Below are 24,411 nucleotides of genomic sequence, written 5' to 3' on the forward strand. Positions count from 1 at the left end.
GCGTCAGACGGCGTCGCCGGGGGAGACCCGCGGCTGCGGCGCCCGCATCTTGCGGATCTGCGAGGCCCGCACGAACGCGTACCAGCCGAGCTTGAATCCGCCGTCGATGCTGTCGGGGTAGCGCTCGCGCACCTGCCGGTTGATCCGGCGGCCCATCAGGTAACCCTCGACCAACATGAACAGCATCATGATCAGCATCGCGAGCGTGACGATGGCCTGGATCGCCGGGTTGAGGAACATCGCCAGGATCAGCAGGATCGCCAACGGCATGAACAACCCCACCAGGTGGCGCCGCGAGTCGACGAGGTCGCGAACGTCGGCGCGCACCGGACCCTTGTCGCGGGGCAGCAGGTACTTGTCCTCGCCCGCGAGCATCCGCGCCCGACGGTCCGCGGCGTCGGCGCGACGCTCGACCGAGGCCTGCTTGCGATCCTCCTTGGAGCCGCGGGTCTGCTTGCGGCGGTCGCGCGCCTCCTTGGCCGTCAGCGGGGCGGGCGCGACGGGGCCGCGGCGCCTGCCCTCGGCCTCGCGGCGACTGGGCGTCGGGCGTCCCTTGCCTGCCGTCTCGGCGGACGGCGACGGCTCGACGGCAGTCGACTCGACGACCTCGTGGTCCCCGTTGTCGGAATTGTCGGCGTTTCCTCGGCGCAGCAGCTTCACCCCACCAGGCTACTTCCTGTGCCGGTGGGGACACGAAACGCGCCGCCGCGCCGCCCCTCCCGACCGGTCCTACACTCTGCCGATGCGAGTACTGATCGCCCCGGACTCGTTCGGAGACACGCTCACCGCGCCCGCGGCCGCGTCCGCGATGGCGTCGGGCTGGGCGCGGTCGCGACCCGGCGACCAGCTGATTCAGGCACCGCAGTCCGACGGCGGTCCGGGCTTCGTCGACGTTCTCGCCGGCCGGCTCGGCGAGGTGCACACCGCGACGGTGTCCGGCCCCCTCACCGCCGAGGTGAGCGCGCGCTGGCTGCTCGCCGACGGCGTCGCCTACATCGAGTCGGCGCAGGCCTGCGGGCTGCACCTGCTGGGCCGGTCGCCGGACCCGGACACCGCAGTCGCCGCGCACAGTCGGGGGGTCGGACAGTTGATCGGCGCGGCGCTCGACGCCGGCGCGACGACGGTGGTCGTCGGCCTCGGTGGCAGCGGCTGCACGGACGGCGGCCGCGGCATGATCGCCGCGCTCGCCGGCGGGGTGGAGGACGAGGCGGCGGTCCGCGCGGCAAGGGACCGGCTGCGCGGCGACCGGCTGATCGCGGCGACCGACGTCGAGCACCCGCTGCTCGGGCCGCACGGCGCCGCGGCGGTGTTCGGCCCGCAGAAGGGTGCCGATCCCGCGACCGTGACTGTGCTCGAGCAGCGCAATGCCACGTGGGCGACGATCCTCGACTCGGTCGCCGGGCGCGCGGTGACCGACGAGCCCGGCGCGGGCGCGGCGGGCGGAATCGGGGCGGCCCTGCTGGCGGTCGGGGCGAGCCGACGCGCCGGCGCCGAGGTGGTCGCCGAACTCACCGCACAGGATCACCTGCTCGCGTCGGCGGACGTCGTGCTCACCGGCGAGGGCCGGTTCGACCACCAGTCGCTGCGCGGCAAGCTGGTCGTGGCGCTGGCGCAGGCGGCCCGGCGGAGCGGGGTCCCGGTACTGGTCCTCGCCGGCCAGGTCCACCTCGACCCCGACGACGCGGAGCTCGCCGCGCTCGGGGTGGTCGAGGTGCATTCGGTCGCCGAGCACGCCGGTTCGGTGACGCTGGCCATGTCCGATGCCGCCCGACAGCTCGGCGACCTGGCCGAGACGGTCGCGCGGCGGTGGTCGAGCGGCAGGTGATCGGCGACGGGGGCGGTGGCAGTCGGGCGGGCAGCAGCAGGAATACTGCACCGGCAGGAACGCCGCATCGGCAGGAATACCGCGCGGCGGAGTACCGTTGAAGCGTTCACGGGTTTGGTACGAGCGAACAGGGAGAGCCCATGACAGTCCAGAACGAAGAGACGACCGCGCACAAGGTCGTCATGACCGATGCCGCCGCGGCCAAGGCGAAGGCCCTGCTCGACCAGGAGGGCCGCGACGACCTGGCACTGCGCATCGCCGTGCAGCCCGGTGGTTGCGCCGGACTGCGCTACCAGCTGTTCTTCGACGACCGTAACCTCGACGGCGACCTCGTCGTCGACTTCGGTGGCGTCAGCCTCGCCGTGGACCGGATGAGCGCACCGTACGTCGAGGGCGCGTCCATCGACTTCGTCGACACCATCGAGAAGCAGGGCTTCACGATCGACAACCCGAACGCCACCGGCTCGTGCGCCTGTGGAGACTCGTTCAACTGATCTGAACCAACCTCTGGCGCGGCATCCCTCTCGGGTGCCGCGCCAGAGTTGTGTGTGGGGTGCGGCGGGTAGCCTAGGGACTTTGTGCCGTCGATGGGACGTGCACCGTCGAAACTGAAAGGTCCCTCGCGTGACAATTGCGGTCACCGGCTCCATCGCCACCGATCACCTGATGCGGTTCCCCGGACGCTTCGCCGATCAGCTCCTCGCCGATCAGCTCGCGCACGTCTCGCTGAGCTTCCTCGTCGACGACCTGGTGGTCCGGCGCGGGGGCGTCGGCGGCAACATCGCGTACGCGATGGGCGTCCTCGGCGGCTCCCCGCTACTGGTCGGGGCCGTGGGCGCCGACTTCGCCGAGTACCGCACCTGGCTCGAGGGCAACGGCGTGAACTGCGAGCCGGTGCGCGTGTCGGAGACCGCCCACACCGCGCGGTTCGTCTGCACCACCGACGAGGACATGGCACAGATCGCGTCGTTCTACCCCGGTGCGATGAGCGAGGCCCGCGAGATCTCCCTCGCCGACCTGCCCGCCGACGTCGACCTCGTGCTGGTCGGGGCCAACGATCCCGCCGCGATGGCCCGGCACACCGAGCAGTGCCGCGAGCTGGGACTGCCTTTCGCGGCCGACCCGTCACAGCAGCTGGCGCGACTGTCCGGCGCCGAGGCCCGCGAACTGATCGGCGGCGCGAAGTACCTGTTCACCAACGAGTACGAGTGGGCGCTGCTGCTGCAGAAGACCGAGCTCACCGAGACCGAGGTCGCCGAGCAGGTCGGGCTCCGGGTGACCACGCTCGGTGCCAAGGGCGTCGAGATCGTCGACCGCGAGGGCAACTTCGTGCGTGTCGGCGTGGTGCCCGAGAAGGCGAAGGTGGACCCGACCGGTGTCGGCGACGCGTTCCGGGCCGGCTTCCTCACCGGCCAGAGCGCGGGCCTGAGCCTGGAGCGGTCGGCGCAGCTCGGCTCGCTGGTCGCGGTGCTGGTGCTCGAGACGGTCGGGACGCAGGAGTGGACCCTCGACCGCGACGACGCCGTCAAGCGACTGTCCGAGGCCTACGGCCCCGAGGCCGCCGACGAGATCGGCGCCCTGCTGAAGTAGGCGCCTCCGGCGCCCGTGAGTCCTTCTGGCCCCGACCGGGACCAGAAGGACTCACGGGCGCGAAGCGCTTCTACACGTGGACCGGGTAGACCGGTTCCTGGATCTGCGGCACGATGCGCTTCTCGACGAAGATGCCGTGCCACACCATGAAGCACAGCACCGTCCAGAGCCGACGGCTGTGATCCGACGTACCCGCGCGGTGCTCGTTCAGCATCGACGCGACCGCCGCCTTGTCGAAGATGTGGTCGGTCTGCGAGTCCGCGATCTGCTGGTGCGCCCAGTCGAACAGCTCGGTGCCCGCCAGCCAGTGCCGCAGCGGGACCGGGAAGCCGAGCTTGGCCCGGTGCAGCACGTGCGGCGGCACGATGCCCTCGAGCGCCTGCCGCAGCGCGTACTTCGTCGTCGTCTTGGTGATCTTCTGGTCCAGCGGCACCCGCGAGGCAACGTCGAAGACCTCGGTGTCGAGGAACGGCACCCGCAGCTCCAGCGAGTTCGCCATCGTCATCTTGTCGGCCTTGACCAGGATGTCGCCGCGCAGCCACGTGAACAGGTCCAGGTGCTGCATGCGGGCCACCGGGTCCCAGTCCCGTGACTGCGCGTAGATCGGCGCCGTCACGTCCTGATGGGTCCACTCGGGACGGAAGTCGCGCAGCACGGCCCGCAGTTGCGCGTCGTTGAAGCTGCGCGCGTTGCCGTAGTACCGCTCCTCGAGCGTCATAGAACCCCGGTTGAGCAGGCTCTTGCCGCGGGTGCCGTCAGGGATCCGGTCCGACAGTTTGCCCGCGGCGCGCCGCAGCGACTTCGGCAGGTACTCGAACGGCTTGAGCGAGAGCGGCTCACGGTAGATCGTGTAGCCGCCGAACAGCTCGTCCGCGCCCTCGCCCGAGAGCACCACCTTGACGTGCTTACGGGCCTCCTTCGCGACGAACCACAGCGGGACCAGCGCCGGGTCGGCGACCGGGTCGTCCAGGTACCAGACGATCTCCGGGATCGCGGCCGCGAACTCGGCCGGGGAAACGACCTTGACGATGTGGCGCGCACCGATCGCGGCGGCGGACTCGGCGGCGACGTCGACCTCCGAGTAGCCCTCGCGCTCGAACCCGGTGGTGAAGGTGATCAGGTTCGGGTTGTGCCGCATCGCCAGCGCGGCGATGGCGGTCGAGTCGATGCCGCCCGACAGGAACGAGCCGACGGTCACGTCCGCGCGCATGTGCTTGGCGACGGAGTCCTCGAGCGCTTCGGCGATCTCGCGGTAGCGCGCCTGCTCGGTGCCCGCCGCGAACGGCTTGACCGGGAAGTTCGGGGTGAAGTAGCGGGTGATGCGCGGCGCCTCGCCCGGGCGGACCCATGCGTACGAGCCCGACTCGAGCCTGCGGATCTGGGCGTGCAGTGTTTCGGGCTCCGGGACGTACTGCAGGACCGTGTAGTGCTCGATCGCGCGCGGATCGAGTTCGGTCCCGATGCCGATCACGTCGGCGAGTTCGAGCAGGCTCTTCTTCTCGCTGCCGAACGCGGTGCCGGCCGAACCGGTAGCGATGAACAGCGGCTTGATGCCGAACGGGTCGCGGGCGATGAACAGTTCGCGGGTCTCGGTGTCCCAGACGGCGAAGGCGAACATGCCTCGCAGCCGGCGCACCGCGTCCGCACCCCAGTAGTGGAATGCGGCGACGATCGCCTCGCTGTCGCCCTCGGTGTGGAACTGTGCCTCGTGGTCGCGGGCGAGTTCCGCACGGATCTCCAGGTAGTTGTAGATCTCGCCGTTGAAGGTCAGCGCGTAGCGCGTCGGGTTCTCCGGAGGACCCCAGCGCAGCGGCTGGTGCGAATGCTCGATGTCGATGATCGAGAGCCGGTTGAAGCCGAACACCAGGTCGCCGTCATGCCAGGTGCCGTGCTCGTCGGGACCCCGATGGCGCAGGCAGTGCATCGCGGAATCGACGCGCGCGACGCCGTCGTCCGTGGTTCCTTCGGAAGTCAGTAGCCCGAGCAGTCCGCACACAGCGTCCAATACCTCAATTCAGTCCTGGGGGAGGCTCCATGCTGGTTGGAACAGGTATGGAGCGGATTGCCGAATAACTCTGCCCGAGTATGCCGCAGACTCGCCGAACTGTTGGTTGTGACCCGAGGGTGGATGGGCGCCAGCTTTGGTCTACGCTGCGTAGTATTCGGGCTTCCCGCTGGGCTGCCCCTATTCATTTTGCGGCGATCAGGAAGGCGTGAACGTGGCGCAGAGTCGGATCCTTCGGCGAGCGGGGCTAGCAGCATCTTTGGGCCTAGCCGCCATGCTGCTGTCGGGATGTTCGATCGACAATTCGGTGCTTCGGTTCGGATGGCCGTCGGGCATTACCCCGCAGGCTGAGCGGATGCGTGAGCTGTGGACCTGGTCGGTCATCGCCGCCCTGTTCATGGGTGTGATCGTGTGGGGCCTGACGTTCTGGGTGGTGATCTTCCACCGGAAGAAGAAGGACTCTCCCGAGTTCCCCCGGCAGACGGCGTACAACGTCCCGTTGGAGCTCTTCTACACGGCGGTGCCGTTCGTCATCATCGCGGTGCTCTTCTACTTCACCGTGGTCGTGCAGAACTACGTCCACGAGAAGAAGGACGACCCGAACGTGGTCGTCGACGTGACCGCGTACCAGTGGAACTGGAAGTTCGGTTACCGCAGCATCGATCTGCGTGAGGGCGGCGCCAAGTACGACGGCGTTGACGTGGCGGCACAGGCCGCGGCCGAGCGTCCGGCCGAGGAGCAGGAAGTCCACGGCAACCTGGTGCCCGGGCCGATCAACGGCAAGAGCAAGAACGACCTGTCGTACCTGCATTACGACAAGATCGAGACCGTCGGCTCCAGCAACGAGATCCCGATCCTCGTGCTCCCGACCGGCAAGCGTATCGAGTTCCAGCTCGCCTCGGCCGACGTCATCCACGCGTTCTGGGTTCCGGAGTTCCTGTTCAAGCGGGACGTCATGCCGAACCCGAAGGAGAACCACTCGGACAACGTCTTCCAGATCAGCGAGATCGAGAAGGAAGGCGCGTTCGTCGGACGTTGCGCCGAGATGTGCGGTACCTACCACGCGATGATGAACTTCGAGGTCCGCGCCGTGAGCCCGGAGAAGTTCGCCAAGTACGTCGAGCTGCGCAAGCCGGCGGACGAGGGTGGACGCGCGCTGACCACTGCGGAGGCGCTCAACGAGATCGGCGAGTCGCCGGTCGCGACGTCGACGCATCCGTTCAACACCGAGCGGACGTACCGCCAGGCCACCGACGTCCTCCAGGGCGAGTACCAGTAGTCGTGCCGACGGCACCCAAGACCCATCAACCGCTGAAGGACGAGCTGATATGAAGATCGAAGCCAAGCTCTTTGAGATTTTGACGGTGTTTTTCATCCTCGTCGGAATCGTGTACGGCGTGTTCACCGCCGCATCGAGGACGGGCATCGAGTGGGCCGGCCTGACCGCCATCGCGCTGTCGGCCGGACTGACCCTCATCGTCGGAACCTACTTCCGCTTCGTGGCGCGTCGCCTCGATACCCGCCCCGAGGACTACGACGACGCCGAGATCTCTGACGGCGCAGGCGATCTGGGCTTCTTCAGCCCGGGCAGCTTCTGGCCGATCCTGGTCGCCGCGTCCGCCGGATTCGCCGCCATCGCACTCGCGTTCTTCCAGCCGTGGTTGATCGTCGTGGCAGTGGCGCTGATCCTCGCGTCGGCCGCGGGCCTGGTGTTCGAGTACCACGTCGGACCCGAGAAGCACTAGCAGTACACCCACGACGCCGAGGGCCCCGAACTCCCACCAGGAGTTTCGGGGCCCTCGGCGTCGCTGAAGCTCCTGTCGGGGCGGGCCTTCGACTCAGAACAGCGCCGGAATGCGGGCGTCGATCAGATGCGGACCGGGCTCGGCCAACGCCGCCGCGAACTGCGCGGCGAGCTCCTCACAGGTGGTTGCCGCACTCGCCGGGACACCGAAACCCTCGGCGATCTTCGCGAAGTCCATCGTCGGCCTGGTCAGGTCAAGCAGATCGTTCGCCTTCGGTCCACCCGCCTGCGCACCGACGCGGGACAGTTCCAGCTTCAGGATTGCGTACGCGCTGTTGTTGAGCAGCACGGTCGTCACGTTCAGGTTCTCCCTGGCCATCGTCCACAGCGCCGAGATGGTGTAGGCCGCGCTGCCGTCCGCCTGCAGCGCGATCACCGGACGATCCGGAGCGGCGACCGCGGCGCCGACCGCGACCGGCAGTCCCTGCCCGATCGCGCCACCGGTGAGGGTGAGCACGTCGTGGCGCGGTGACCCGGCGGTGGCCGTCGGCAGCAGGATGCCGGACGTGTTCGACTCGTCGGAGATGATCGCATTCTCGGGTAGCAGGGCGCCGATGACCTGAACCCAGTTCTGCGCGGTCAACTCGCCGGACGGTACCGCGACGTCGGTCGCGGGCGCGAGCCGAGGCTCCGTGCCGGGGCCGAGCAGGTCCGCGAGGTGTTCCAGCGCGGCGACCACGTCGGTGTCCAGACCCGCGAGGTGGTGCACGGTCGCACCCTCGGGGACCAGGTCGCTCGGCTTACCCGGGTAGGCGAAGAAGGACACCGGTGCGCGGGTGCCCGCCACGATCAGGTTCTCGACCCCGTCCAACTGGAACGCGGCCTGCTCGGCAAGGTAGCCGATTCGCTCGAGTGCGGGGACACCGGCGCCGCGGGTCAGCCTGGCAGGGAACGTCTCGACCATCGCGCGGGCTCCGGTGGCGGCGGCGATGCGGTCGGCGGCCGCGAGGCCGCGCGCGGTGGTTGCCGGGCCACCGACGAGCAGCACCGAGTTCTGCCCGGAGCGCAAGAGTTCGGCGAGATCGGCGACGACGGCAGGGTCGGGTCCGGTGGGGGAGGACGGTGTGATCGGCGCCGCAGCTTCGGCGCCCTCGTCCCACGAGATATCGGCCGGCAGAATCAGATTCGCGATCCTGGCGGGGGACGACAGCGACGCCGCGACCGCCTCCGCCGCATCCCGGCCGACGTCGGCACCGGATTCGGTGCGGCGTACCCATCCGTGGCTCCACTCGGCCAGCGGCTCGATGTCCGACTCGAGCGGCGCGTCGTACTTCTTGTGACAGGTGGCGTGGTCGCCGATGACGTTGACGATGGGGACGTGGGCGCGGCGCGCGTTGTGCAGATTGGCCAGGCCGTTGCCCAGGCCGGGGCCCAGGTGCAGCAGGGTGGCGGCGGGCCGACCCGTGACGCGGGCGTAGCCGTCGGCCGCGCCGGTCACCACACCCTCGGACAGACACAACACGCCCCGCATCTGCGGCACTGAATCGAGCGCGGCGACGAAGTGCATCTCCGAGGTGCCGGGGTTGCCGAAGCACACCCGGACTCCCGAGTCGACGAGTGTGGTGATCAGTGCCTGCGCACCGTTGCTCATGGGACTACCTTTCATCCGAAGGCGACGCGGCGGTCAGATCGGGGAACGGCGCCGGCAACGTCGCGGTGCGGTTCAGGCGGGGGTACGTGCACGCGCTCACCTCGTCCCGTCGAATACATCCGTGTATCGAATCCAAGCACGGGTGACCGAGCGTGGGGGTGTGAACGACACAACGAGGAAGGCCCCGAACCCTTGGTGGGTTCGGGGCCTTCCTCGTTGTGTCGAGCTAGCGTCGGCTCAGTGCTTGCTGCCGTCTCCCGACGGCTCCTGGCCGTCGGCGTACGACCCGTGGCCGTGCGTCTTGTCCTGGTAGTCCTTCAGGATCGCGAGCTGCTCGTGCTCCTTCTGGTGCTCGGCCGCGAGCAGGGCCGATGCCTCGTCGGACGGATCCGCGACCAGCAGGCTGCCGGAGCCGGGCTTGCCGGCCGAGCCGAGCTTGTTCATCTTCTTCGGGACCGGTGCGCCCTGGTACTCCAGCGGGAGCGGGTGGCCGTGATCGTCCACGGGTCCGAGGGGCTGGTGAACCTCGACGTACTCGCCGTGCGGCAGGCGCTTGATGACGCCCGTCTCGATGCCGTGCTCGAGCACCCCGCGGTCGCTGCGCTGAAGTCCCAGGCAGAACCGGTAGGTGACGAAGTAGGCGATCGGGGGCAGCAGAACCGCACCGATACGACCGATCCAGGTCATCGCGTTCAGGGAGATGTCGAACTTGTACGCGATGATGTCGTTGACGCACATGATGGTCAGGATCGCGTAGAAGGTGATCGCCATGACGCCGAGCGACGTACGAACCGGCACGTCACGAGGACGCTGCAGCAGGTTGTGGTGCGCGTCGTCCTTGGTGAACTTCTTCTCGATCCACGGGTAGCAGATCAGCACCGTGAGGACGAGGCCCATGATCAGGGCCACCGCGAACACCGCAGGAATCGTGTAGCGGCCGAAGAGGTAGACCTCCCACGCCGGCCACAGTCGGGCGAGGCCGTCCGTCCACATCATGTAGAAGTCGGGCTGGCTGCCGGCCGACACCTGCGACGGGTTGTAGGGGCCGATTGCCCAGATCGGGTTGATCTGCAGCACGCCGCCCATCACCGCGAGGATGCCGAACGTGAAGGCGAAGAACGCGCCACCCTTGAGGGCGAACACGGGCAGGATGCGGACACCGACGACGTTCTGCTCGGTGCGACCGGTGCCGGGGAACTGCGTGTGCTTCTGGTACCAGACCAGCGCCAGGTGCGCGCCGATCAGGGCCAGGATGATGCCGGGCAGCAGCAGCACGTGCGCGACGTACAGGCGGGGGATGATCAGCTCGCCGGGGAAGTCACCGTCGAAGACCAGCCACTGCATCCAGGTACCGATCACCGGGATGCTCAGCGTGATGCCGGACAGCGCGGCGCGCAGGCCCGTGCCGGACAGCAGGTCGTCGGGCAGGGAGTAACCGAAGAAGCCCTCGAACATCGCCAGGATCAGCAGCAGGCAGCCGATGACCCAGTTCGCCTCACGCGGGCGACGGAACGCGCCGGTGAAGAAGATGCGCAGCAGGTGCACGATGATCGACGCGGCGAACATCAGCGCGGCCCAGTGGTGGATCTGACGGACGAACAGACCGCCGCGGACCTCGAAGGACAGGTTCAGTGCGGTCTCGTACGCCCGCGACATCTCGACGCCGCGCAGCGGCTGGTAGGCGCCGTTGTAGACGACCTCGGACATCGAGGGGTCGAAGAACAGCGTCAGGTACACACCCGAGATCAGCAGGATGACGAAGCTGTAGAGCGCGATCTCGCCGAGCATGAAGGACCAGTGGGTCGGGAAGACCTTGTTGATCTGCTTCCGCATGCCCGAGGCGAGGTGGTAGCGCGAATCGAGGTTCTCGCCGGCCTTCGCGGCGTGGGCTGCGACCTTGGACTGGCCGCCAACTGTGGTTGTCATGAACGACGCTCCCAAAATCCGGGGCCGAGAGCCTCGATGAAGTCACCGTTGGCGACGAGGAAGCCCTCTTTGTTGACAGTAATCGGCAACTGCGGGAGTGCGCGAGCGGCAGGACCGAAGATCGGCTTTCCGTACTGCAGAGCATCGAACTGGGACTGGTGGCACGGGCAGAGGATCCGGTTGGTCTGCTGCTCGTACAGGGAGGTCGGGCAGCCCAGGTGGGTGCACAACTTCGAGTAGGCCCAGTAGTCGCCGAAGTTGAAGCTCTCCTGGCCCTTGCGGCGAACTGCGCGGTCGCTGTCCTCGGTCCGCAGGCGAATGAGCATGACCGGGTTGTCGGCACGCTTGAGTGCGTGGGACAGGGCCCTCTCGTTGCCACGCTCGGTTTCACGGAACGGGAACACGGTCTCCATCGCGCCGGCGTCGAGGTCCTCGGGGCGAACGAGGACGATGTCCTCCGGGCGTCCGGTGTTCCGTCGCAGGTAGATGGTCTCGCCGGGGAAGTTCGGCGTCCAGCCGGACGTCCACAGGTCGGACTTGTCGCCCTTGGCCCACGGGTTCTTGATCATGCCGCCGAGCGGCATGATCGCCATGATGCCGAGTGCGCCCGCACCGAAGCCGAGGCTGCGCTTGATCAGCTTGCGGCGACCGATCGTCGAGGTGTCGAGCGAGTCGCTCAGCTCGGCGACGATGGTCTTCTTGTCGACCAGGGCGGAGCCGCCGTCGTGGCGGTCCTGGATCGAGACCTCTTCGGGAACGAACTTCTTCGTGAACTTCACCGCGCCGACACCGAGACCGAGGATCGCCAGACCCATGGTCAGACCGATCAGCGGGGTGTACAGGTTGTACGCGCTGTAGCCCTCCTCGCCCATGCCCTTGTACTCCCAGGGCCAGAAGAGGTAGATCGCGATGAACGCGATGGCCGAGACGCCGGCGAGAGCGAACCAGAAGGCGACGCTGCGCTCGGCGCGCTTCTCGGCCTTCGTGCCCTCGACCGTCCAGCGCTCGCGGCGGAACGCAACGTCGACGCCGTCGAGGTTGGTACCGAGCTCGACGAGCTCGTCGCGACTCATCGCGGCGAGTTCGTCCTCGGTGTACTTCTTCGGCGTGTCGCCGTGACCGGCGTCGCTCATGACCTTGCTCCGATCCACAGTGCTGCGCCGACAACGGCAACGATTCCGATGACCCACATGGCCAGGCCCTCGGGACCGGGTCCGAAGCCGCCGAGGCCGTAGCCGCCGGGGTTCTTGGTCTCGCCCGAGGACTTGACGTAGGCGATGATGTCCCGCTTCTCTTCCGGGCTCAGCTGACGGTCGGAGAACTTGGGCATGTTCTGCGGTCCGGTCGCCATGGCCTGGTAGATCTGCTGCTCGCTGGCCGGGTCGAGCGGCGGAGCGAACTTTCCGGAGGACAGCGCGCCGCCCCGGCCGGTGAAGTTGTGGCAGGACGCGCAGTTCAGGCGGAACAGCTCGCTGCCGCGGGCGACGTCGTCGCCGCGCAGGGAGCTGGACGCGATCGAGCCGTCGGCGTCACGCACGATGGTCGGGCCGCCACCGTTGGCCTGCACGAACGCGCCGAGCGCGTCGATCTGCTTGTCGTCGAACTTCGGGGGCTTGCGCAACACCTGGGCCTCGTTGCGGGCCGCGGGCATGCGGCCGGAGGAGACCTGGAAGTAGACGGCTGCCTCGCCGACGCCGATGAGGCTGGGACCACGGTCCTGCACACCCTGCAGGTTCGCGCCGTGGCAGGTGATGCAGGACGTGTCGTAGAGCTGCTTGCCCTCGCGGATCAGCGCTGCCGAATCGTCGGACGCGGTGGCGACCTGCGGAGTCGGAGTCAGGGCCGAGGCGAGGAAGCCTGCACCGACAAGTCCCATCATCAGGACCAGGGCGCCGGTGACGCGCCGACGGATCTTTCGCTGACGACGGGCTTTCGAGGCAGTCGCGCTGTCGGCGGCTGCTGAAGGGGGGGATGAACTCATCTGTATCCCTTTGGTCTCGCGGGACGGACTGAACGGGCTTGGGCTGGGTACTGCGTTCAGCTTCTAACGGATGAAATAGATGGTGGCGAACAGGCCGATCCACACGATGTCGACGAAGTGCCAGTAGTACGAGACAACAATGGCAGCGGTTGCCTGCGCGGGGGTGAACTTGCTGACCTTGGTACGCGCGATGAGGAAGATGAAGGCGACGAGGCCACCGATGACGTGCAGGCCGTGGAATCCGGTCGTGATGTAGAAGACCGATCCGTAGGAGCTGCTCGACAGCGTGGTGCCCTCGTGAACCAGGTGGTAGTACTCGTACGCCTGACCGGCGACGAAGATCGCGCCCATGATCAGGGTGATGGTGTACCACCGGCGGAGGCCGAACACGTCGCCACGCTCAGCGGCGAAAACGCCCATCTGGCAGGTGAAGGAGGAGGCCACCAGAATCGCGGTCACGGGGACCGCGAGCTTGAGATTCAACTCGGTGGGCTCCGGCGGCCAGTTGCCGTTCGCCTGCGCGCGCGCGACAAAATACATCGCGAACAAACCAGCGAAGAACATCAACTCGCTGGACAGCCAGACAATGGTGCCGACGCTGACCATGTTCGGCCGGTTCAGCGAGTGCACGCGCTGGGTGATTGCGGATCCTTGGGTCCCTACTGCGCTCGTCACAGACAGAAGTATGACGCGCTGTCGTACGAGACGGCCACCCGGGTCCGTCATGGGCGCGTCGCGGCCCGTGACCAGTATGCCTGTGCCCGTCGATTGTGCAGGTCGGCGCTCGTGCGAGGGTGTGCACATGGAACGAGTGCGATGGTGGCGCAGGCTGTTCGGGGGTCGGCGGCCCGTCCCGTTGGAGCGTGAACGGACCGATCTGGTGGTCGTCGCATCGGGCTTCGACGACGTCGAGTCGTGCAGTACTGCGTTGGAGCGGGCGGCCGAGTTCGACCCCCGCTGGATCGCCCGGGACGAGGCGGTCCTCAGACACCATCTGCTGCTGCCGGCGGACCGGGTGCAGTGGGCCGTCGAGATCGCCGCCCAGGACGACTACTCGATGGCGACCGGTCGCTCCGCGGAGGTAGAGGTGCCCGAGGACGGGGCACTGGTCGCGCTGGTGCTGCAGCGGACCCAGATTCTCGACGCGTTGCACTGCTCGCAGGAGCGGTCCCGGATGGCGGGACTCGCCCAGCGTGGGGGCGGGCGGGTGCTGGGATGGGACGCGCTGCAGCCGCCGCGAAATCCGGTTGGCGGCACTGGCTAAGCTGCATCGGGATTGTGCCGGCGGCGAGGGAAGAGGCAGTTGCGATGGGGAGTTGGCCGGAAGTTCTCGGATCGCTGACGGACGGACGTGACCTCGACTCCGCGACGACCTCGTGGGCGATGAACGAGATCATGTCGGACAACGCGACGCCCGCCCAGATCGCTGCCTTCGGGATCGCGCTGAAGATGAAGGGCGCGACACCGGCCGAGGTGACCGGCATCGCCGACTCGATGCTCGAGCATGCCCGGACCATCGACCTCGACGGCGACGCGGTGGATGTGGTGGGCACCGGCGGCGACCGTCAGCAGACCGTCAACATCTCGACCATGGCGTCGGTGGTGGTCGCGGCCGCCGGAGTCCGCGTCGTCAAGCACGGCAATCGCGCGGCCTCGTCGAAGAGCGGCGGCGCCGACGTGCTCGAGGCGCTCGGAGTGCGAATCAACCTGACCCCCGAGGCGGTCGCGCAGTGCGTGCGCGAGGTCGGCATCGGATTCTGCTTCGCCCCGACGTTCCATCCGGCCTTCCGGTTCACCGCGGCGGCCCGCAAGGAGATCGGCATTCCGACCGTCTTCAACGTGCTCGGCCCACTGACCAACCCCGCGCGCCCGAAGGCGGGCCTGATCGGGTGCGCCTTCACCGACCTGCAGCCGGTGGTGGCGGGTGTGCTCGCCGGCCGCGGTGTGTCGGCGCTGGTGGTGCGCGGCGACGACGGCCTCGACGAGATCACCACCTCGACGACGAGCACGGTCTTCGTGGTCTCCGGCGGCCGGGTCCGCGAGGACCGGATCGACCCGACGGAACTGGGGATCGAGCGGGTGTCGCTCGAGGCGCTGCGCGGTGGCGACGCCGAGGCCAACGCCGCGATCGCCCGCGCCGTCCTCGGGGGCGAGCGAGGCGCCGTGCACGACGCGGTGGTGCTGAACGCGGCTGGCGCGATCGCGGCGTACAGCGGCCTCGAGGTGGGCCTCGACGCCGCTCTCCGGGACGGTTTGGCGCGCGCGACCTCGGCGATCGACAGTGGCGCCGCCGCAGCGTTGCTCGACCGCTGGGTCGCGGTCAGCGCCGCGCTGGCGCACTGACGTCCTCCACGGGACTCACATCCGCATGGTGAGGGGAACCATCAGCCAGGTGGACCGAATGAAGGTTCCCATCACCCGTCACTCGCCGATGGAGAACGCGGCCTCGACGTCGGCGCTGGCGTAGGACCGGAACGCGATGTGGGTCGTCGTCTGCACGACCCCGTCCACCTTGTTGATCCCGCCTGTCACGACCTCGGCGATCTGCTCGTGGTCGCGGACCTTCACGACGGCGATCAGGTCGACGTCGCCCGCACACGAGTACACCTCGGAGACACCCGCGATGTCGGCGACGGCCTGAGCCGTTTCCGGAATCCGGCTGGCCTCGGCATGAATGAGGACGATGGCGTTGATCATCTCGCTCCTTGTACAACAGTCGGAGGTGCCTCCGGGTCGCTCCGCAGGCTCCGCTCGCGGCTCCGGGTCGCTCCGCAGGCTCCGCTCGCTGCCTCAGCCTAGGCTGGCGCCGCGGGCGAGGGCGCACCACTGCTGCCACGCGCCGCCCCCGCGGCTCGGTTCGGCGTAGCCGTGGCTGGCGCGGACGATCCGCACACCAGGCGTGTCCAGCCAACCGGCGACGAGGCCCACCTCGCCTGCCATCGCCCCCCGCAACGGTGAGGGTTCGTCGATGACGGTTTCCGCGGCGAGGGTCAGCGCGTCGACCACCGGCATCGGTGGGACCCCGCGGGCCGCGACGCCCGCCGAGGCGAGCCGTCCGGCCCGGATCACCGCCAGTTCCCACCCGCCTCCGTCACGGGGCCGGGCGGCGACCAGTTCGTCGATCGCGGCGACACTGGCGAGCCGCTGCGCCCGCCGGAGGGCGGTGGCCAGTGCGGCCGTCCGATCCCGTAACCGGGCCGCGTTCTCGAACAGTTCGGCGGCCGCGAGTTCCTCGATGCGCTCGCGCAACCGGTGCAGCGGTTCGTCGTCCGCGCCGCGGATCAGTCGGCGCGCGGCCTCCACGACGGCGCCGTACTCCTCCGGACTCTGTGGTCTGCTGCCGGCCGGACAGCCACCGACCGCGGTCTCGGGACAGTCCGGCCCGTGTACCTGGTCGCGTCGAATCTTCTTGGTACAACTGCGGATTCGGCACACCTCGGAGATCATTGCCGCGACGTCGGTGGCGTCGGTGCGGTTGCCGAACGGTCCGAGTGCGTCCGCGGTGGACCGACGGGTCACGGACAGGCGCGGGAACGGCTCGTCGGTCGTCGTGATCCACCAGGCCCGTCGCGGGAACTTCGACCGCCGGTTGTACGGCGGCGCGTGCGCGGCGAGCAGTCGCAGTTCGCGGACCGCGGCTTCGAGTCCGTGAGCGCACTCGACGTGGTCGACGCGGGTGGCCAGCGCGACCATCTCCTTCATCCGCGCGCGTGTCTCGGAGCCGGTGAAGTAGCCCCGCACCCGCCGTTGCAGATTGACGGCCGTGCCGACGTAGAGCACCTCCTCGGACGGGCCGCGGAAGAGGTACACGCCGGGCGTGCGGGGCAGGTTCGCGGCCAGGCCGCGCTTACCGCGTTGCGCGGACGAGACATTGGGGAGGTAGTCGACGAGTTCGGGGTAGCTGTGCACACCGAGGTTGCCGACCCGCTCGAAGAGTCCGTGCAGCACGTCCACGGTGGCCCTGGCGTCGTCGAGGGCACGGTGCGTGGGACGGGTGCTCACGTCGAACAGCGACGCGAGTGCGGAGAGCTTGACCGACGGCGCCTCCTCTCGGGAGAGCACACGCCGAGCCAGCTTGACGGTGCACAGGACCTGGAACGGAGGCCAGGCGATCTCGCACTGCGCGGCGGCGGCTTTGAGGAACCCGATGTCGAACGGCGCATTGTGGGCGACCAGCACCGCGCCGCGTGCGAACTCGAGGAAACTCGGCAGCACGCGCTCGATGCGTGGGGCGCCGACGAGCATGGCCGAGGTGATCCCGGTGAGTTCGACGATGAACGGGGCCAGGGTCCGGCCCGGATCGACAAGGGTGGCGAGTTCGCCGATGACCTCGCCGCCTCGGATCTTGACCGCACCGATCTCGGTGATCGCGTCGTCACCCGAGCGGCTGCCGGTGGTCTCGAGGTCGACGACGACGAACGTGGTCTCGCGCAACGGGGTGTCCAGCTCGTCGAACGTCAGCTGGCGGGCGGTTGCGCTCTTCTGACTCACCGGTCCGAGGCTAGGGGGTGGTACCGACAGGCTTCCGATACGGGGAATGGTCGGGATTCGGGCGGATTCGGCATGTCGGAGCCCTTCGCTACCGTCCGTCTGCAGGGCCGCCGAAACGCCCGGACCGGCGAAAGAGACGAGGGTCACAGTGATCGTGGATTGCAGCGATTGTGGGGTTCGGGGCATTGCGTGCGGCGACTGCGTGGTGACGGTCCTGCTCGGCCACCCTGGCGTCGGCCCGGGGCGGTCGGACGGCGCGCCCGGGAATCCGGCCCGGATAACTATTGAGCAGGACGAACGAGCGGCGATGGAGGCGCTCGCCGAGGCCGGGATGGTGCCCAGGCTGCGCCTCGTGCGCGCGGCCGACCTCGCACAGACCAGTCGGTCGTTATCTTCTCGTGACACAGGAGCGGCGTAATGGCAATTCGAGGCCGGAAATGCGTGAATTGTCCGACTTTCCCCACGGGGTGAGTCGACACGGGGGATGGCCTTTCGTAATCTTCCTGAGACCTAGCGGAGTCTTGCCTCGCCACACCGGCGCGGCATCGCTAGGTACCGCCTAATCGATCTCCCGCAAGGGAATCGTGCCGGGAACCCAAGTTTCTCTGGGGTGAATCCCGTCGGAGCGCGACAGCGTGCCGCCGGGTAGGGCTGATCTTCCCAGTCCGAACCCGTCAGCTAACTCGGTCGGCGGAAGAATGGAAGAAAGGCCCCTCCTTTCGTGGCAACACTCAGTACCAAGCGCTCGATGCGACGGATCGTCGTCGCCAGCGCAATGACGCTCGGCGCGATCACCGTCACCGCGGCCCCGGCACTCGCCGAGCCGGTCACGGTCCCCGGCGTCGGCACGTTCGACATCCCGGGTGTTCCCGCCCAGACCATTCAGCTCCCCGCACTGCCGGGAGTGCCCGGTGTCCCTGCCGTTCCGGCGCCCGCGCCCGTCGTCACCGCAGGTGAGAAGGCCGTTCAGGCCGCCGCGAGCAAGATCGGTGCCCCCTACGTGTGGGGCGCTGCCGGTCCGGACTCCTTCGACTGCTCCGGCCTCGTCCAGTGGGCGTTCAAGCAGGCCGGCCTCAACCTGCCGCGCACGAGCTACGACCAGGCCGCCGCGGGCACCCCGGTCTCGACCTCCGCACTGCAGGTCGGCGATGTCGTCTCCTTCTACGGCGGCTCGCACTCGGGCATCTACGCCGGCAACGGTGAGGTCATCCACGCCGCGACCTCCGGTACCCCGGTCAAGCGCGCGCCGATCGCCTCCATGCCGATGGACGGTGCCCGCCGCTACTGAGCGGACGCCACGTCGAGCGCACGAGGGCCCCGATCCGGTTCGGATCGGGGCCCTCGTGCGTCCGCCGGTCGGGTCTGTCCGGTATGTCGAGTGGTGCGACGAATCGGGTGTCCGTGTGGGTGGACACCGCCGTATGCCATTCCGTAACCTGGTCGAGACCTTCCGAACCTCCTCGCTCCGTCCGGAGCGGAATCGGGGGTCACCGCCAGAGCGGGTCCCGCGTCGTCGAGATCGTCGAACACGGGGCCGCACCGAGAACCCAGCACTGCATCGGGTGGATCCCGCGTGGACTCCACCGATCGCCGACCGGGTCGGCAGCAACAGCGGAAGAAGGAGTACGAGTCTTCGTGGCGTCACAGAGATCGAAGCGGTCCAGGGGCGGAGCCCTGGTGACCGGCGTGCTGTCCATCGCACTGGTCGTGGCCGCCACGGGCACCGCCGGTGCCGACCCCGCGCCCGACAACCCGACCTCCGCGCTCGAGAAGCTCTCCGATCTCTCCCGCAAGTCCGAGCAGACCACCGAGGCGATGCACAACGCGCAGATCGACCTCGACTCCAAGGTCGCCGTCCAGCGCGACGCCGAAGCCCGGCACGTCGCCGACCAGGGGGTGCTCGACGCCGCCCGTGCGAAGGTCGCCCAGTTCCAGCCCGCGGTCGACAAGCTCACCGCCGCCAACTACCAGGGTGGCCGGGTCAACCGACTGTTCGCGGTGATGGTGTCCGACTCCCCGCAGCAGCTCCTCGACCAGATGTCCGCGTTGAGCGTGATCTCCGCCGACACGGCCGCCCAGGTCGGCCAGTTCAAGGAGGCCACCGACCAGGCCGTGGCCGCCGAGCAGGCCTCCCGCGAGTCGGCCGACGCCGCCCGCAGCGCAACCGAGCAGGCCAAGTCGATCAGTGACGGACTGCAGCGCACGCAGAGCGACCTCCAGGCGCAGATCGCCCAGGTGACCCAGGCGTTCGGCGCGCTCACCAACTCGGAGCGCTCCTCACTGAGCGGCTCGTCGTTCCCGCCCGGAGTCGACGCCGCGACGATCCTCAAGAGCCTCGTGCCCGGGGCCAACAACGGCGCGGTGCAGGCGGCGATGACGCAGATCGGCAAGCCGTACGTGTGGGGAGCCACCGGTCCCGACGGCTACGACTGCTCGGGCCTGATGGTGTGGGCGTACAAGCAGATCGGCAAGGCGCTGCCGCGGTCGAGCCAGGCCCAGGCCGCGAGCGGCATCCCGGTGCAGAAGTCGGAACTGCAGCCCGGCGACCTGGTGCTGTTCTACTCCGACGCATCGCACGTGGGCATGTACGTCGGCAACGGAAACATCGTGCACGCGTCTACCTTCGGGGTTCCGGTCAAGGTCGCGCCGGTGGATGCGTACCCGTTCTACGGTGCCCGACGGTACTGAGCACCGATCGGGAGATCCCGGCGCCGCCGCGACGCCGGATCCGACCCTGGGAGGCGGCGGCCCTGGTCGGACTGCTGTGCGCGGTCGCGGCGGCGGGTGCGCTCACGCTGCACTCCCATCGGCCGGGTGACGCCCAGTCCGGCTCGGCGAGCACCACGGCCACCGTCAACCCGTTCGAACAGGCGCGTCGGGCCGGCGTGCAGACCCTGCTCGACCGGTGGGCGGGAGCGGTGCGCGACGGCGACGCCGCGGCTCTGGCCGCGCTGTTCGACCAGCGTGCGCTGCCGGGATTTCGCGACGCCGAGATCGCGCGCATGCACAACCTGTCCGGCGTACCGCTGTCGGACTGGGGTTACGAGATCGGCGGCGACCCGGAGACGCCCGTGCCGACGGACCTCGCCGAGCAGCTGGGTGCGACCGACGTGTGGGCGCCGCCGGTGTACCTGCGGTACGCGATCGACGGCGCCGACCCCGGGCCGACCCGTAAGCCGGTCTCGCTGGTGGTCGCCCGTCGCGGCGACGACTGGAAGCTGGTCTCGGATCGTCCGCTGCCCGAGTACGGTCGCCAGACCTGGCGGGGGCCTTGGGATTTCGGTCCGGTGATTGCGCGCAGGGTGGACACGGACTCGCACACCTCGGTGGTGCTCGGCCACCCGGACCAGGAGCAGTGGGTCGACTCGCTCGCCGGGGAGCTGCGGACCGCGGTGCCGGCGGTGACCGACCTGTGGGGCGAGCAGTGGTCGCGTCGCACGGTGGTCATGGTCTCGTCGAGCCAGGACGAGTTCACCGAGCAGGCGGGCTCGGGGCACAGCGGCTCCGACATCGCCGCGGTCGCGGTGTCGGACGCGGTCGTGCCCGGGTCGACCGTCGTGACCGGGCAGCGGGTCGTGTTCAGTCCGGCCTCGGCGGAGCGGCTCACCGCGGACACCCGGAGGTCGGTGCTGCGGCACGAGCTGACCCACATCGCGTCGCGCGCGGTCACCATCGACGGCTCGCCGCTGTGGATGCTCGAGGGTTTCGCCGACTACTCGGGTCACCGCGGATCGGGCATCACCGTCGCGGCGGGCGCACCGACCGTCGCCGCCGCGGTCGCGGTGCACGGCCCGCCGGCGCGGTTGCCGTCGGATGCGGACTTCGCCGCGGGCGGCGAACGTTCGCTGGTGGCCTACGAGCTGGCGTGGTCGGTCAATGCCTTCGTCGCGGAGCGGTTCGGTGAGGATCGGTTGCGTGAGCTCTACCATGCGCTGGCCGCCGGACCGGTCGACTCGGCCGGGCTCGACGAGCGCCTCGGTACGGTCCTGGGACTGTCGCAGCGCGAGCTGGTCGGACAGTGGGGCTCGTGGATGGTTGCGCACCTGCAGTGACGTGACCCTGTGGGTGGGCCGCGGGCGGGCTACCCCTACGGTGGACACATGCGTCGAACCCTGTTGGTGACGAATGACTTTCCGCCTCGGCCGGGAGGTATCCAGTCCTACCTGCAGTCGTTCGCGAACGCGCTGCCGTCGGACGAGTTGGTGGTCTACGCCCCGCGCTGGCGCGGTGACAGTCACACGAAGTTCGACGCCCGCCAGCCGTTCGAGGTCGTCCGGCATCCGACCACGCTGATGCTGCCGACCCCGCTGGTCGCCCGGCGGGCCGCCAAGCTGGTGCGCTCGCGCGAGTGCGACAGCGTCTGGTTCGGCGCCGCGGCTCCGCTGGCGCTGCTCGCCCCGACCGTGCGCCGCGCCGGCGCGGAGCGGATCGTCGCGAGCACCCACGGCCACGAGGTCGGCTGGTCGATGCTGCCGGGCGCCCGGCAGTCGCTGCGCCGGATCGGCGACACCACCGACACGGTGACCTACGTCAGCAAGTACACCCGGCGCCGGTTCTCGGCCGCCTTCGGTGCGAACGCCGCGCTCGAGCACCTGCCGCCCGGGGTCGACACCGAGGTCTTCCGGCCGGATCCGGCGGCCCGGGCGGAACTGCGGGCCCGCTACGGGCTGGGGGACCGGCCGACGATCCTGTGCCTGTCCCGGCTCGTGCCGCGCAAGGGTCAGGACGTGCTGATCAAGGCGCTGCCGCAGATCCGTCGCTCGATCGACGGCGCCGTGCTGGTGATCGTCGGGGGTGGACCGTACGAGGGCGCGCTGCGGACGCTGGCGCGCGAGCACGGCGTCGAGGAGCACGTCGTGTTCACCGGGACCGCACCGTCGGCGGAACTGGCCGCCCACCACACCATCGCGGACGTGTTCGCCATGCCGTGCCGCACCCGCGGGGCGGGCCTGGACGTGGAAGGCCTCGGGATCGTGTTCCTCGAGGCGTCGGCAACAGGGGTTCCGGTGATCGCGGGCGACTCCGGCGGCGCGCCGGAAACGGTGCGCGAGGGGGAGACCGGGCACGTGGTCGACGGGCGGAAGGTTGCCGCCGTCGCCGAGTCGGTGGTCTCGGTTCTGGCCGACCGTGACAGGGCGGCCGCCATGGGCGCCGCTGGGCGGCAGTGGGTTTCGGAGCAGTGGCGCTGGGACGCGCTGGCCGCCAAGCTGTCCGGACTGCTGCATTAGGCGCTTCGCGCCTGTGAGTCCTTCCGGCCCGCCAGGGGACCGAAAGGACTCACAGGCGGCGGAGCCGCCCTACTTGGCGTAGATGGCGTCGATGTCCGCGGCGAAGCTCTGGTGGATGACGTTGCGCTTGAGCTTCATCGTCGGCGTCAGCTCGCCGGTCTCCTCGGAGAAGTCCACCGGCAGGATGCGGTACTTCTTGATCGACTCGGCGTGCGAGACCAGCTTGTTGGCCTCCGCGATCGCCGCGTCGACCTCGGCGACGAGGTCCGCGTCGGCGAGCAGGTCGGCGACGGTCGCGTCGGCGGACTTGCCGTTGCGCTCCTTCCAACCCGGCCATGCCTCCGGGTCGACCGTGATCAGGGCGCCGATGAACGGCTTCTGGTCGCCGACGACCAGGGCCTGGCTGATCAGCGGGTGGGCGCGCAGGTGGTCCTCGAGGCCGGCCGGGGCGACGTTCTTGCCGCCGGCGGTGACGATGATTTCCTTCTTGCGGCCGGTGATGGTGATGTAGCCCTCGGTGTCGACCGATCCCAGGTCGCCGGTGTGGAACCAGCCGTCCTCGACCGCGTCCTTGCTTGCCGCCTCGTTACGCCAGTACTCGCTGAAGACCACCGGGCCGGACAACAGGATCTCGCCGTCCTCGCCGATGCGAACGGCGTTGCCCGCCAGCGGCTTGCCCACGGTGCCGATCTTCTGGTGGCCGGGGGTGTTCACCGCGACCGCGGCCGAAGTCTCGGTCAGCCCGTAACCCTCGTAGATCGTCACGCCCATGCCGCGGAAGAAGTGTCCGAGCCGGGCGCCGAGGGGTGCGCCGCCGGAGATGGCCAGCTGGCACTGTCCGCCGAGCGCGGCCCGGAGCTTGCCGTAGACCAGCTTGTCGAACACGGCGTGCTTGACGTTCAGGATCAGCCCGGCGCCGCCGGTGTCCTGCGCCTGGCTCCACTGCACGGCGACCTCGGTGGCGGCGTCGAAGATCTTGCCCTTGCCGTCGCCGTGTGCCTTCTGCCGGGCGGTGTTGTAGACCTTCTCGAACACCCGCGGCACCGACAGGATGAAGTCCGGCTTGAACACCCCGAAGGTCGCGACGAGGTTCTTGATGTCGGCGGTGTGCCCGACGGTGGCGCCGGCGTCGAACGCGGCGAGGCTGACGGCACGGGCCAGGACGTGCGCCATCGGCAGGAACATCAGGGTGCGGCGACCGGGCTGCAGCAGTGAGCCGAAGCCGGAGGTGGTGATGCCGCGGGACTCGGCGATCAGGTTCGAGTGGGTGAGCTGGCAGCCCTTGGGGCGTCCGGTGGTGCCCGAGGTGTAGATGAGGGTGGCCGGATCGGCGGCAGACAGGGCGTCGGCGCGCGTGCGGACCTGCTCGTCGGTGATCTCGGCGCCGAGTGCGACGAGTTCGGCGACCGCTCCGGCGCCGTCGCCGCCCTCGATCTGCAGGACCTTGCGCAGGGCAGGCGACTCGGCGGCGACCTGACCGACGGTCTCGACGTGGGCGTCGTTCTCGACCACGAGTCCGACGGCGGCGGAGTCCTCGAGGATCCAGCGGACCTGCTCGGCGGAGGAGGTCTCGTAGATCGGCACGGTGACACCGCCCGCGGACCAGATCGCGAAGTCGATCAGCGGCCACTCGTAGCGGGTGGCCGACATCAGCGCGACGCGGTCACCGGGCTGCACGCCCAGCGCGATCAGACCCTTGGCGACCTTGGTGACCTCGGCCGCGAAGTCGCGGGCGGTGACGTTCGTCCAGGTGGACCCGACCAGGCGCTTGAATACGACGAGGTCGGGTCGCTGTGCGGCGTGGGTGTAGACCGCGTCGACAGCGGATGCGTCCTCGGGAACGGTGAAAGTTGAGGGAACGCTGAACTCACGCACGAAGGCCTCCGACACTGAGGATACTGACGAGTAGGTTTCTACTCGGCTCCACTGTAACGCCTGCGGATGCGACCTGCGCCACGCCCAGCGCACCG

21 protein-coding genes and 1 riboswitch are annotated in these 24,411 nt (G+C 69.0%); of the genes, 11 read left to right on the top strand and 10 right to left on the bottom strand.

Going from position 1 to position 24,411, the window contains the following annotated elements:
- Positions 1 to 3: 3 nt before the first annotated feature.
- A complete protein-coding gene (locus FK531_RS08690; RefSeq protein ID WP_142097732.1) occupies positions 4 to 660 on the bottom strand; it encodes a DUF3043 domain-containing protein in 657 nt (218 codons plus the stop codon).
- 82 nt (positions 661 to 742) lie between these two features.
- Here FK531_RS08690 and FK531_RS08695 point away from each other — a divergent pair, with 82 nt between their 5' ends.
- The 3 genes from FK531_RS08695 to FK531_RS08705 all read left to right on the top strand — a co-directional run bounded on the left by FK531_RS08695 (position 743) and on the right by FK531_RS08705 (position 3,415).
- A complete protein-coding gene (locus FK531_RS08695) occupies positions 743 to 1,825 on the top strand; it encodes a glycerate kinase family protein (protein WP_142097735.1) in 1,083 nt (360 codons plus the stop codon).
- Positions 1,826 to 1,965: 140 nt separating this feature from the next.
- Positions 1,966 to 2,319, top strand: a complete 354-nt coding sequence (locus FK531_RS08700) for a HesB/IscA family protein (RefSeq protein WP_142097738.1) — start codon at positions 1,966 to 1,968, stop codon at positions 2,317 to 2,319.
- Between the two features lie 130 nt (positions 2,320 to 2,449).
- Entirely contained in the window at positions 2,450 to 3,415 is a 966-nt protein-coding gene (locus FK531_RS08705) for a carbohydrate kinase family protein (RefSeq protein ID WP_142097741.1), read from the top strand.
- A 70-nt stretch (positions 3,416 to 3,485) separates the two neighbouring features.
- Here FK531_RS08705 and asnB read toward each other — a convergent pair whose 3' ends face one another.
- Positions 3,486 to 5,411, bottom strand: coding sequence for an asparagine synthase (glutamine-hydrolyzing) (asnB, locus tag FK531_RS08710; protein WP_142098234.1), 1,926 nt, complete (start codon positions 5,409 to 5,411; stop codon positions 3,486 to 3,488).
- 217 nt (positions 5,412 to 5,628) lie between these two features.
- Between asnB and ctaC the strand changes: the two genes are divergently transcribed.
- Both ctaC and FK531_RS08720 read left to right on the top strand, forming a co-directional pair.
- Positions 5,629 to 6,699 (top strand): aa3-type cytochrome oxidase subunit II, encoded by a 1,071-nt coding sequence (gene ctaC / locus FK531_RS08715; protein WP_142097743.1) that lies wholly within the window; start codon positions 5,629 to 5,631, stop codon positions 6,697 to 6,699.
- A gap of 49 nt (positions 6,700 to 6,748) precedes the next feature.
- The gene (locus tag FK531_RS08720) at positions 6,749 to 7,165 is read left to right on the top strand and encodes a cytochrome c oxidase subunit 4 (RefSeq protein WP_142097745.1); all 417 of its coding nucleotides are present in this window, start codon (positions 6,749 to 6,751) and stop codon (positions 7,163 to 7,165) included.
- 93 nt (positions 7,166 to 7,258) lie between these two features.
- Here the strand turns inward: FK531_RS08720 and FK531_RS08725 are convergent, their stop codons facing one another.
- The 5 genes from FK531_RS08725 to ctaE all read right to left on the bottom strand — a co-directional run bounded on the left by FK531_RS08725 (position 7,259) and on the right by ctaE (position 13,397).
- Positions 7,259 to 8,815, bottom strand: coding sequence for an acetolactate synthase large subunit (locus tag FK531_RS08725; RefSeq protein ID WP_142097748.1), 1,557 nt, complete (start codon positions 8,813 to 8,815; stop codon positions 7,259 to 7,261).
- Between the two features lie 237 nt (positions 8,816 to 9,052).
- Positions 9,053 to 10,741 (bottom strand): cytochrome bc1 complex cytochrome b subunit, encoded by a 1,689-nt coding sequence (qcrB, locus tag FK531_RS08730; protein WP_142097751.1) that lies wholly within the window; start codon positions 10,739 to 10,741, stop codon positions 9,053 to 9,055.
- Positions 10,738 to 11,874: a cytochrome bc1 complex Rieske iron-sulfur subunit gene (gene qcrA / locus FK531_RS08735; protein ID WP_142097753.1), complete on the bottom strand. Its 1,137-nt coding sequence runs from the start codon at positions 11,872 to 11,874 to the stop codon at positions 10,738 to 10,740. Before qcrA ends, qcrB begins: the two co-directional genes overlap by 4 nt.
- Positions 11,871 to 12,722: a cytochrome bc1 complex diheme cytochrome c subunit gene (gene qcrC, locus FK531_RS08740; RefSeq protein ID WP_142097756.1), complete on the bottom strand. Its 852-nt coding sequence runs from the start codon at positions 12,720 to 12,722 to the stop codon at positions 11,871 to 11,873. Before qcrC ends, qcrA begins: the two co-directional genes overlap by 4 nt.
- Before the next feature lie 63 nt (positions 12,723 to 12,785).
- Positions 12,786 to 13,397, bottom strand: a complete 612-nt coding sequence (gene ctaE, locus FK531_RS08745) for an aa3-type cytochrome oxidase subunit III (protein WP_142097759.1) — start codon at positions 13,395 to 13,397, stop codon at positions 12,786 to 12,788.
- 127 nt (positions 13,398 to 13,524) lie between these two features.
- On the opposite strand from ctaE, the gene FK531_RS08750 reads away from it, so the two are divergent.
- Both FK531_RS08750 and trpD read left to right on the top strand, forming a co-directional pair.
- A complete protein-coding gene (locus FK531_RS08750) occupies positions 13,525 to 13,986 on the top strand; it encodes a hypothetical protein (protein ID WP_142097761.1) in 462 nt (153 codons plus the stop codon).
- Positions 13,987 to 14,030: 44 nt separating this feature from the next.
- Positions 14,031 to 15,065, top strand: a complete 1,035-nt coding sequence (gene trpD / locus FK531_RS08755; RefSeq protein WP_142097763.1) for an anthranilate phosphoribosyltransferase — start codon at positions 14,031 to 14,033, stop codon at positions 15,063 to 15,065.
- Between the two features lie 78 nt (positions 15,066 to 15,143).
- On the opposite strand, the gene FK531_RS08760 is transcribed toward trpD, so the two are convergent.
- Both FK531_RS08760 and FK531_RS08765 read right to left on the bottom strand, forming a co-directional pair.
- Entirely contained in the window at positions 15,144 to 15,419 is a 276-nt protein-coding gene (locus tag FK531_RS08760) for an Lrp/AsnC family transcriptional regulator (RefSeq protein ID WP_142097766.1), read from the bottom strand.
- A gap of 93 nt (positions 15,420 to 15,512) precedes the next feature.
- A complete protein-coding gene (locus tag FK531_RS08765) occupies positions 15,513 to 17,213 on the bottom strand; it encodes a DEDD exonuclease domain-containing protein (RefSeq protein ID WP_142097768.1) in 1,701 nt (566 codons plus the stop codon).
- Between the two features lie 546 nt (positions 17,214 to 17,759).
- Positions 17,760 to 17,922: riboswitch (cyclic di-AMP (ydaO/yuaA leader) on the top strand.
- A 39-nt stretch (positions 17,923 to 17,961) separates the two neighbouring features.
- Between FK531_RS08765 and FK531_RS08775 the strand changes: the two genes are divergently transcribed.
- The 4 genes from FK531_RS08775 to FK531_RS08790 all read left to right on the top strand — a co-directional run bounded on the left by FK531_RS08775 (position 17,962) and on the right by FK531_RS08790 (position 22,441).
- Entirely contained in the window at positions 17,962 to 18,501 is a 540-nt protein-coding gene (locus FK531_RS08775) for an NlpC/P60 family protein (protein WP_142098237.1), read from the top strand.
- Between the two features lie 347 nt (positions 18,502 to 18,848).
- The gene (locus FK531_RS08780) at positions 18,849 to 19,901 is read left to right on the top strand and encodes a C40 family peptidase (RefSeq protein WP_220126934.1); all 1,053 of its coding nucleotides are present in this window, start codon (positions 18,849 to 18,851) and stop codon (positions 19,899 to 19,901) included.
- Positions 19,902 to 19,963: 62 nt separating this feature from the next.
- On the top strand, positions 19,964 to 21,265 hold the full coding sequence (locus FK531_RS08785) for a hypothetical protein (protein ID WP_435531038.1): 1,302 nt from the start codon (positions 19,964 to 19,966) through the stop codon (positions 21,263 to 21,265).
- Between the two features lie 48 nt (positions 21,266 to 21,313).
- On the top strand, positions 21,314 to 22,441 hold the full coding sequence (locus FK531_RS08790; RefSeq protein WP_142097773.1) for a glycosyltransferase family 4 protein: 1,128 nt from the start codon (positions 21,314 to 21,316) through the stop codon (positions 22,439 to 22,441).
- A gap of 69 nt (positions 22,442 to 22,510) precedes the next feature.
- Here FK531_RS08790 and FK531_RS08795 read toward each other — a convergent pair whose 3' ends face one another.
- On the bottom strand, positions 22,511 to 24,316 hold the full coding sequence (locus FK531_RS08795) for an AMP-dependent synthetase/ligase (RefSeq protein ID WP_142097775.1): 1,806 nt from the start codon (positions 24,314 to 24,316) through the stop codon (positions 22,511 to 22,513).
- Positions 24,317 to 24,411 lie beyond the last annotated feature (95 nt).

Source organism: Rhodococcus spelaei, assembly GCF_006704125.1.
Classification (GTDB): Bacteria; Actinomycetota; Actinomycetes; order Mycobacteriales; family Mycobacteriaceae; genus Rhodococcus_G; species Rhodococcus_G spelaei.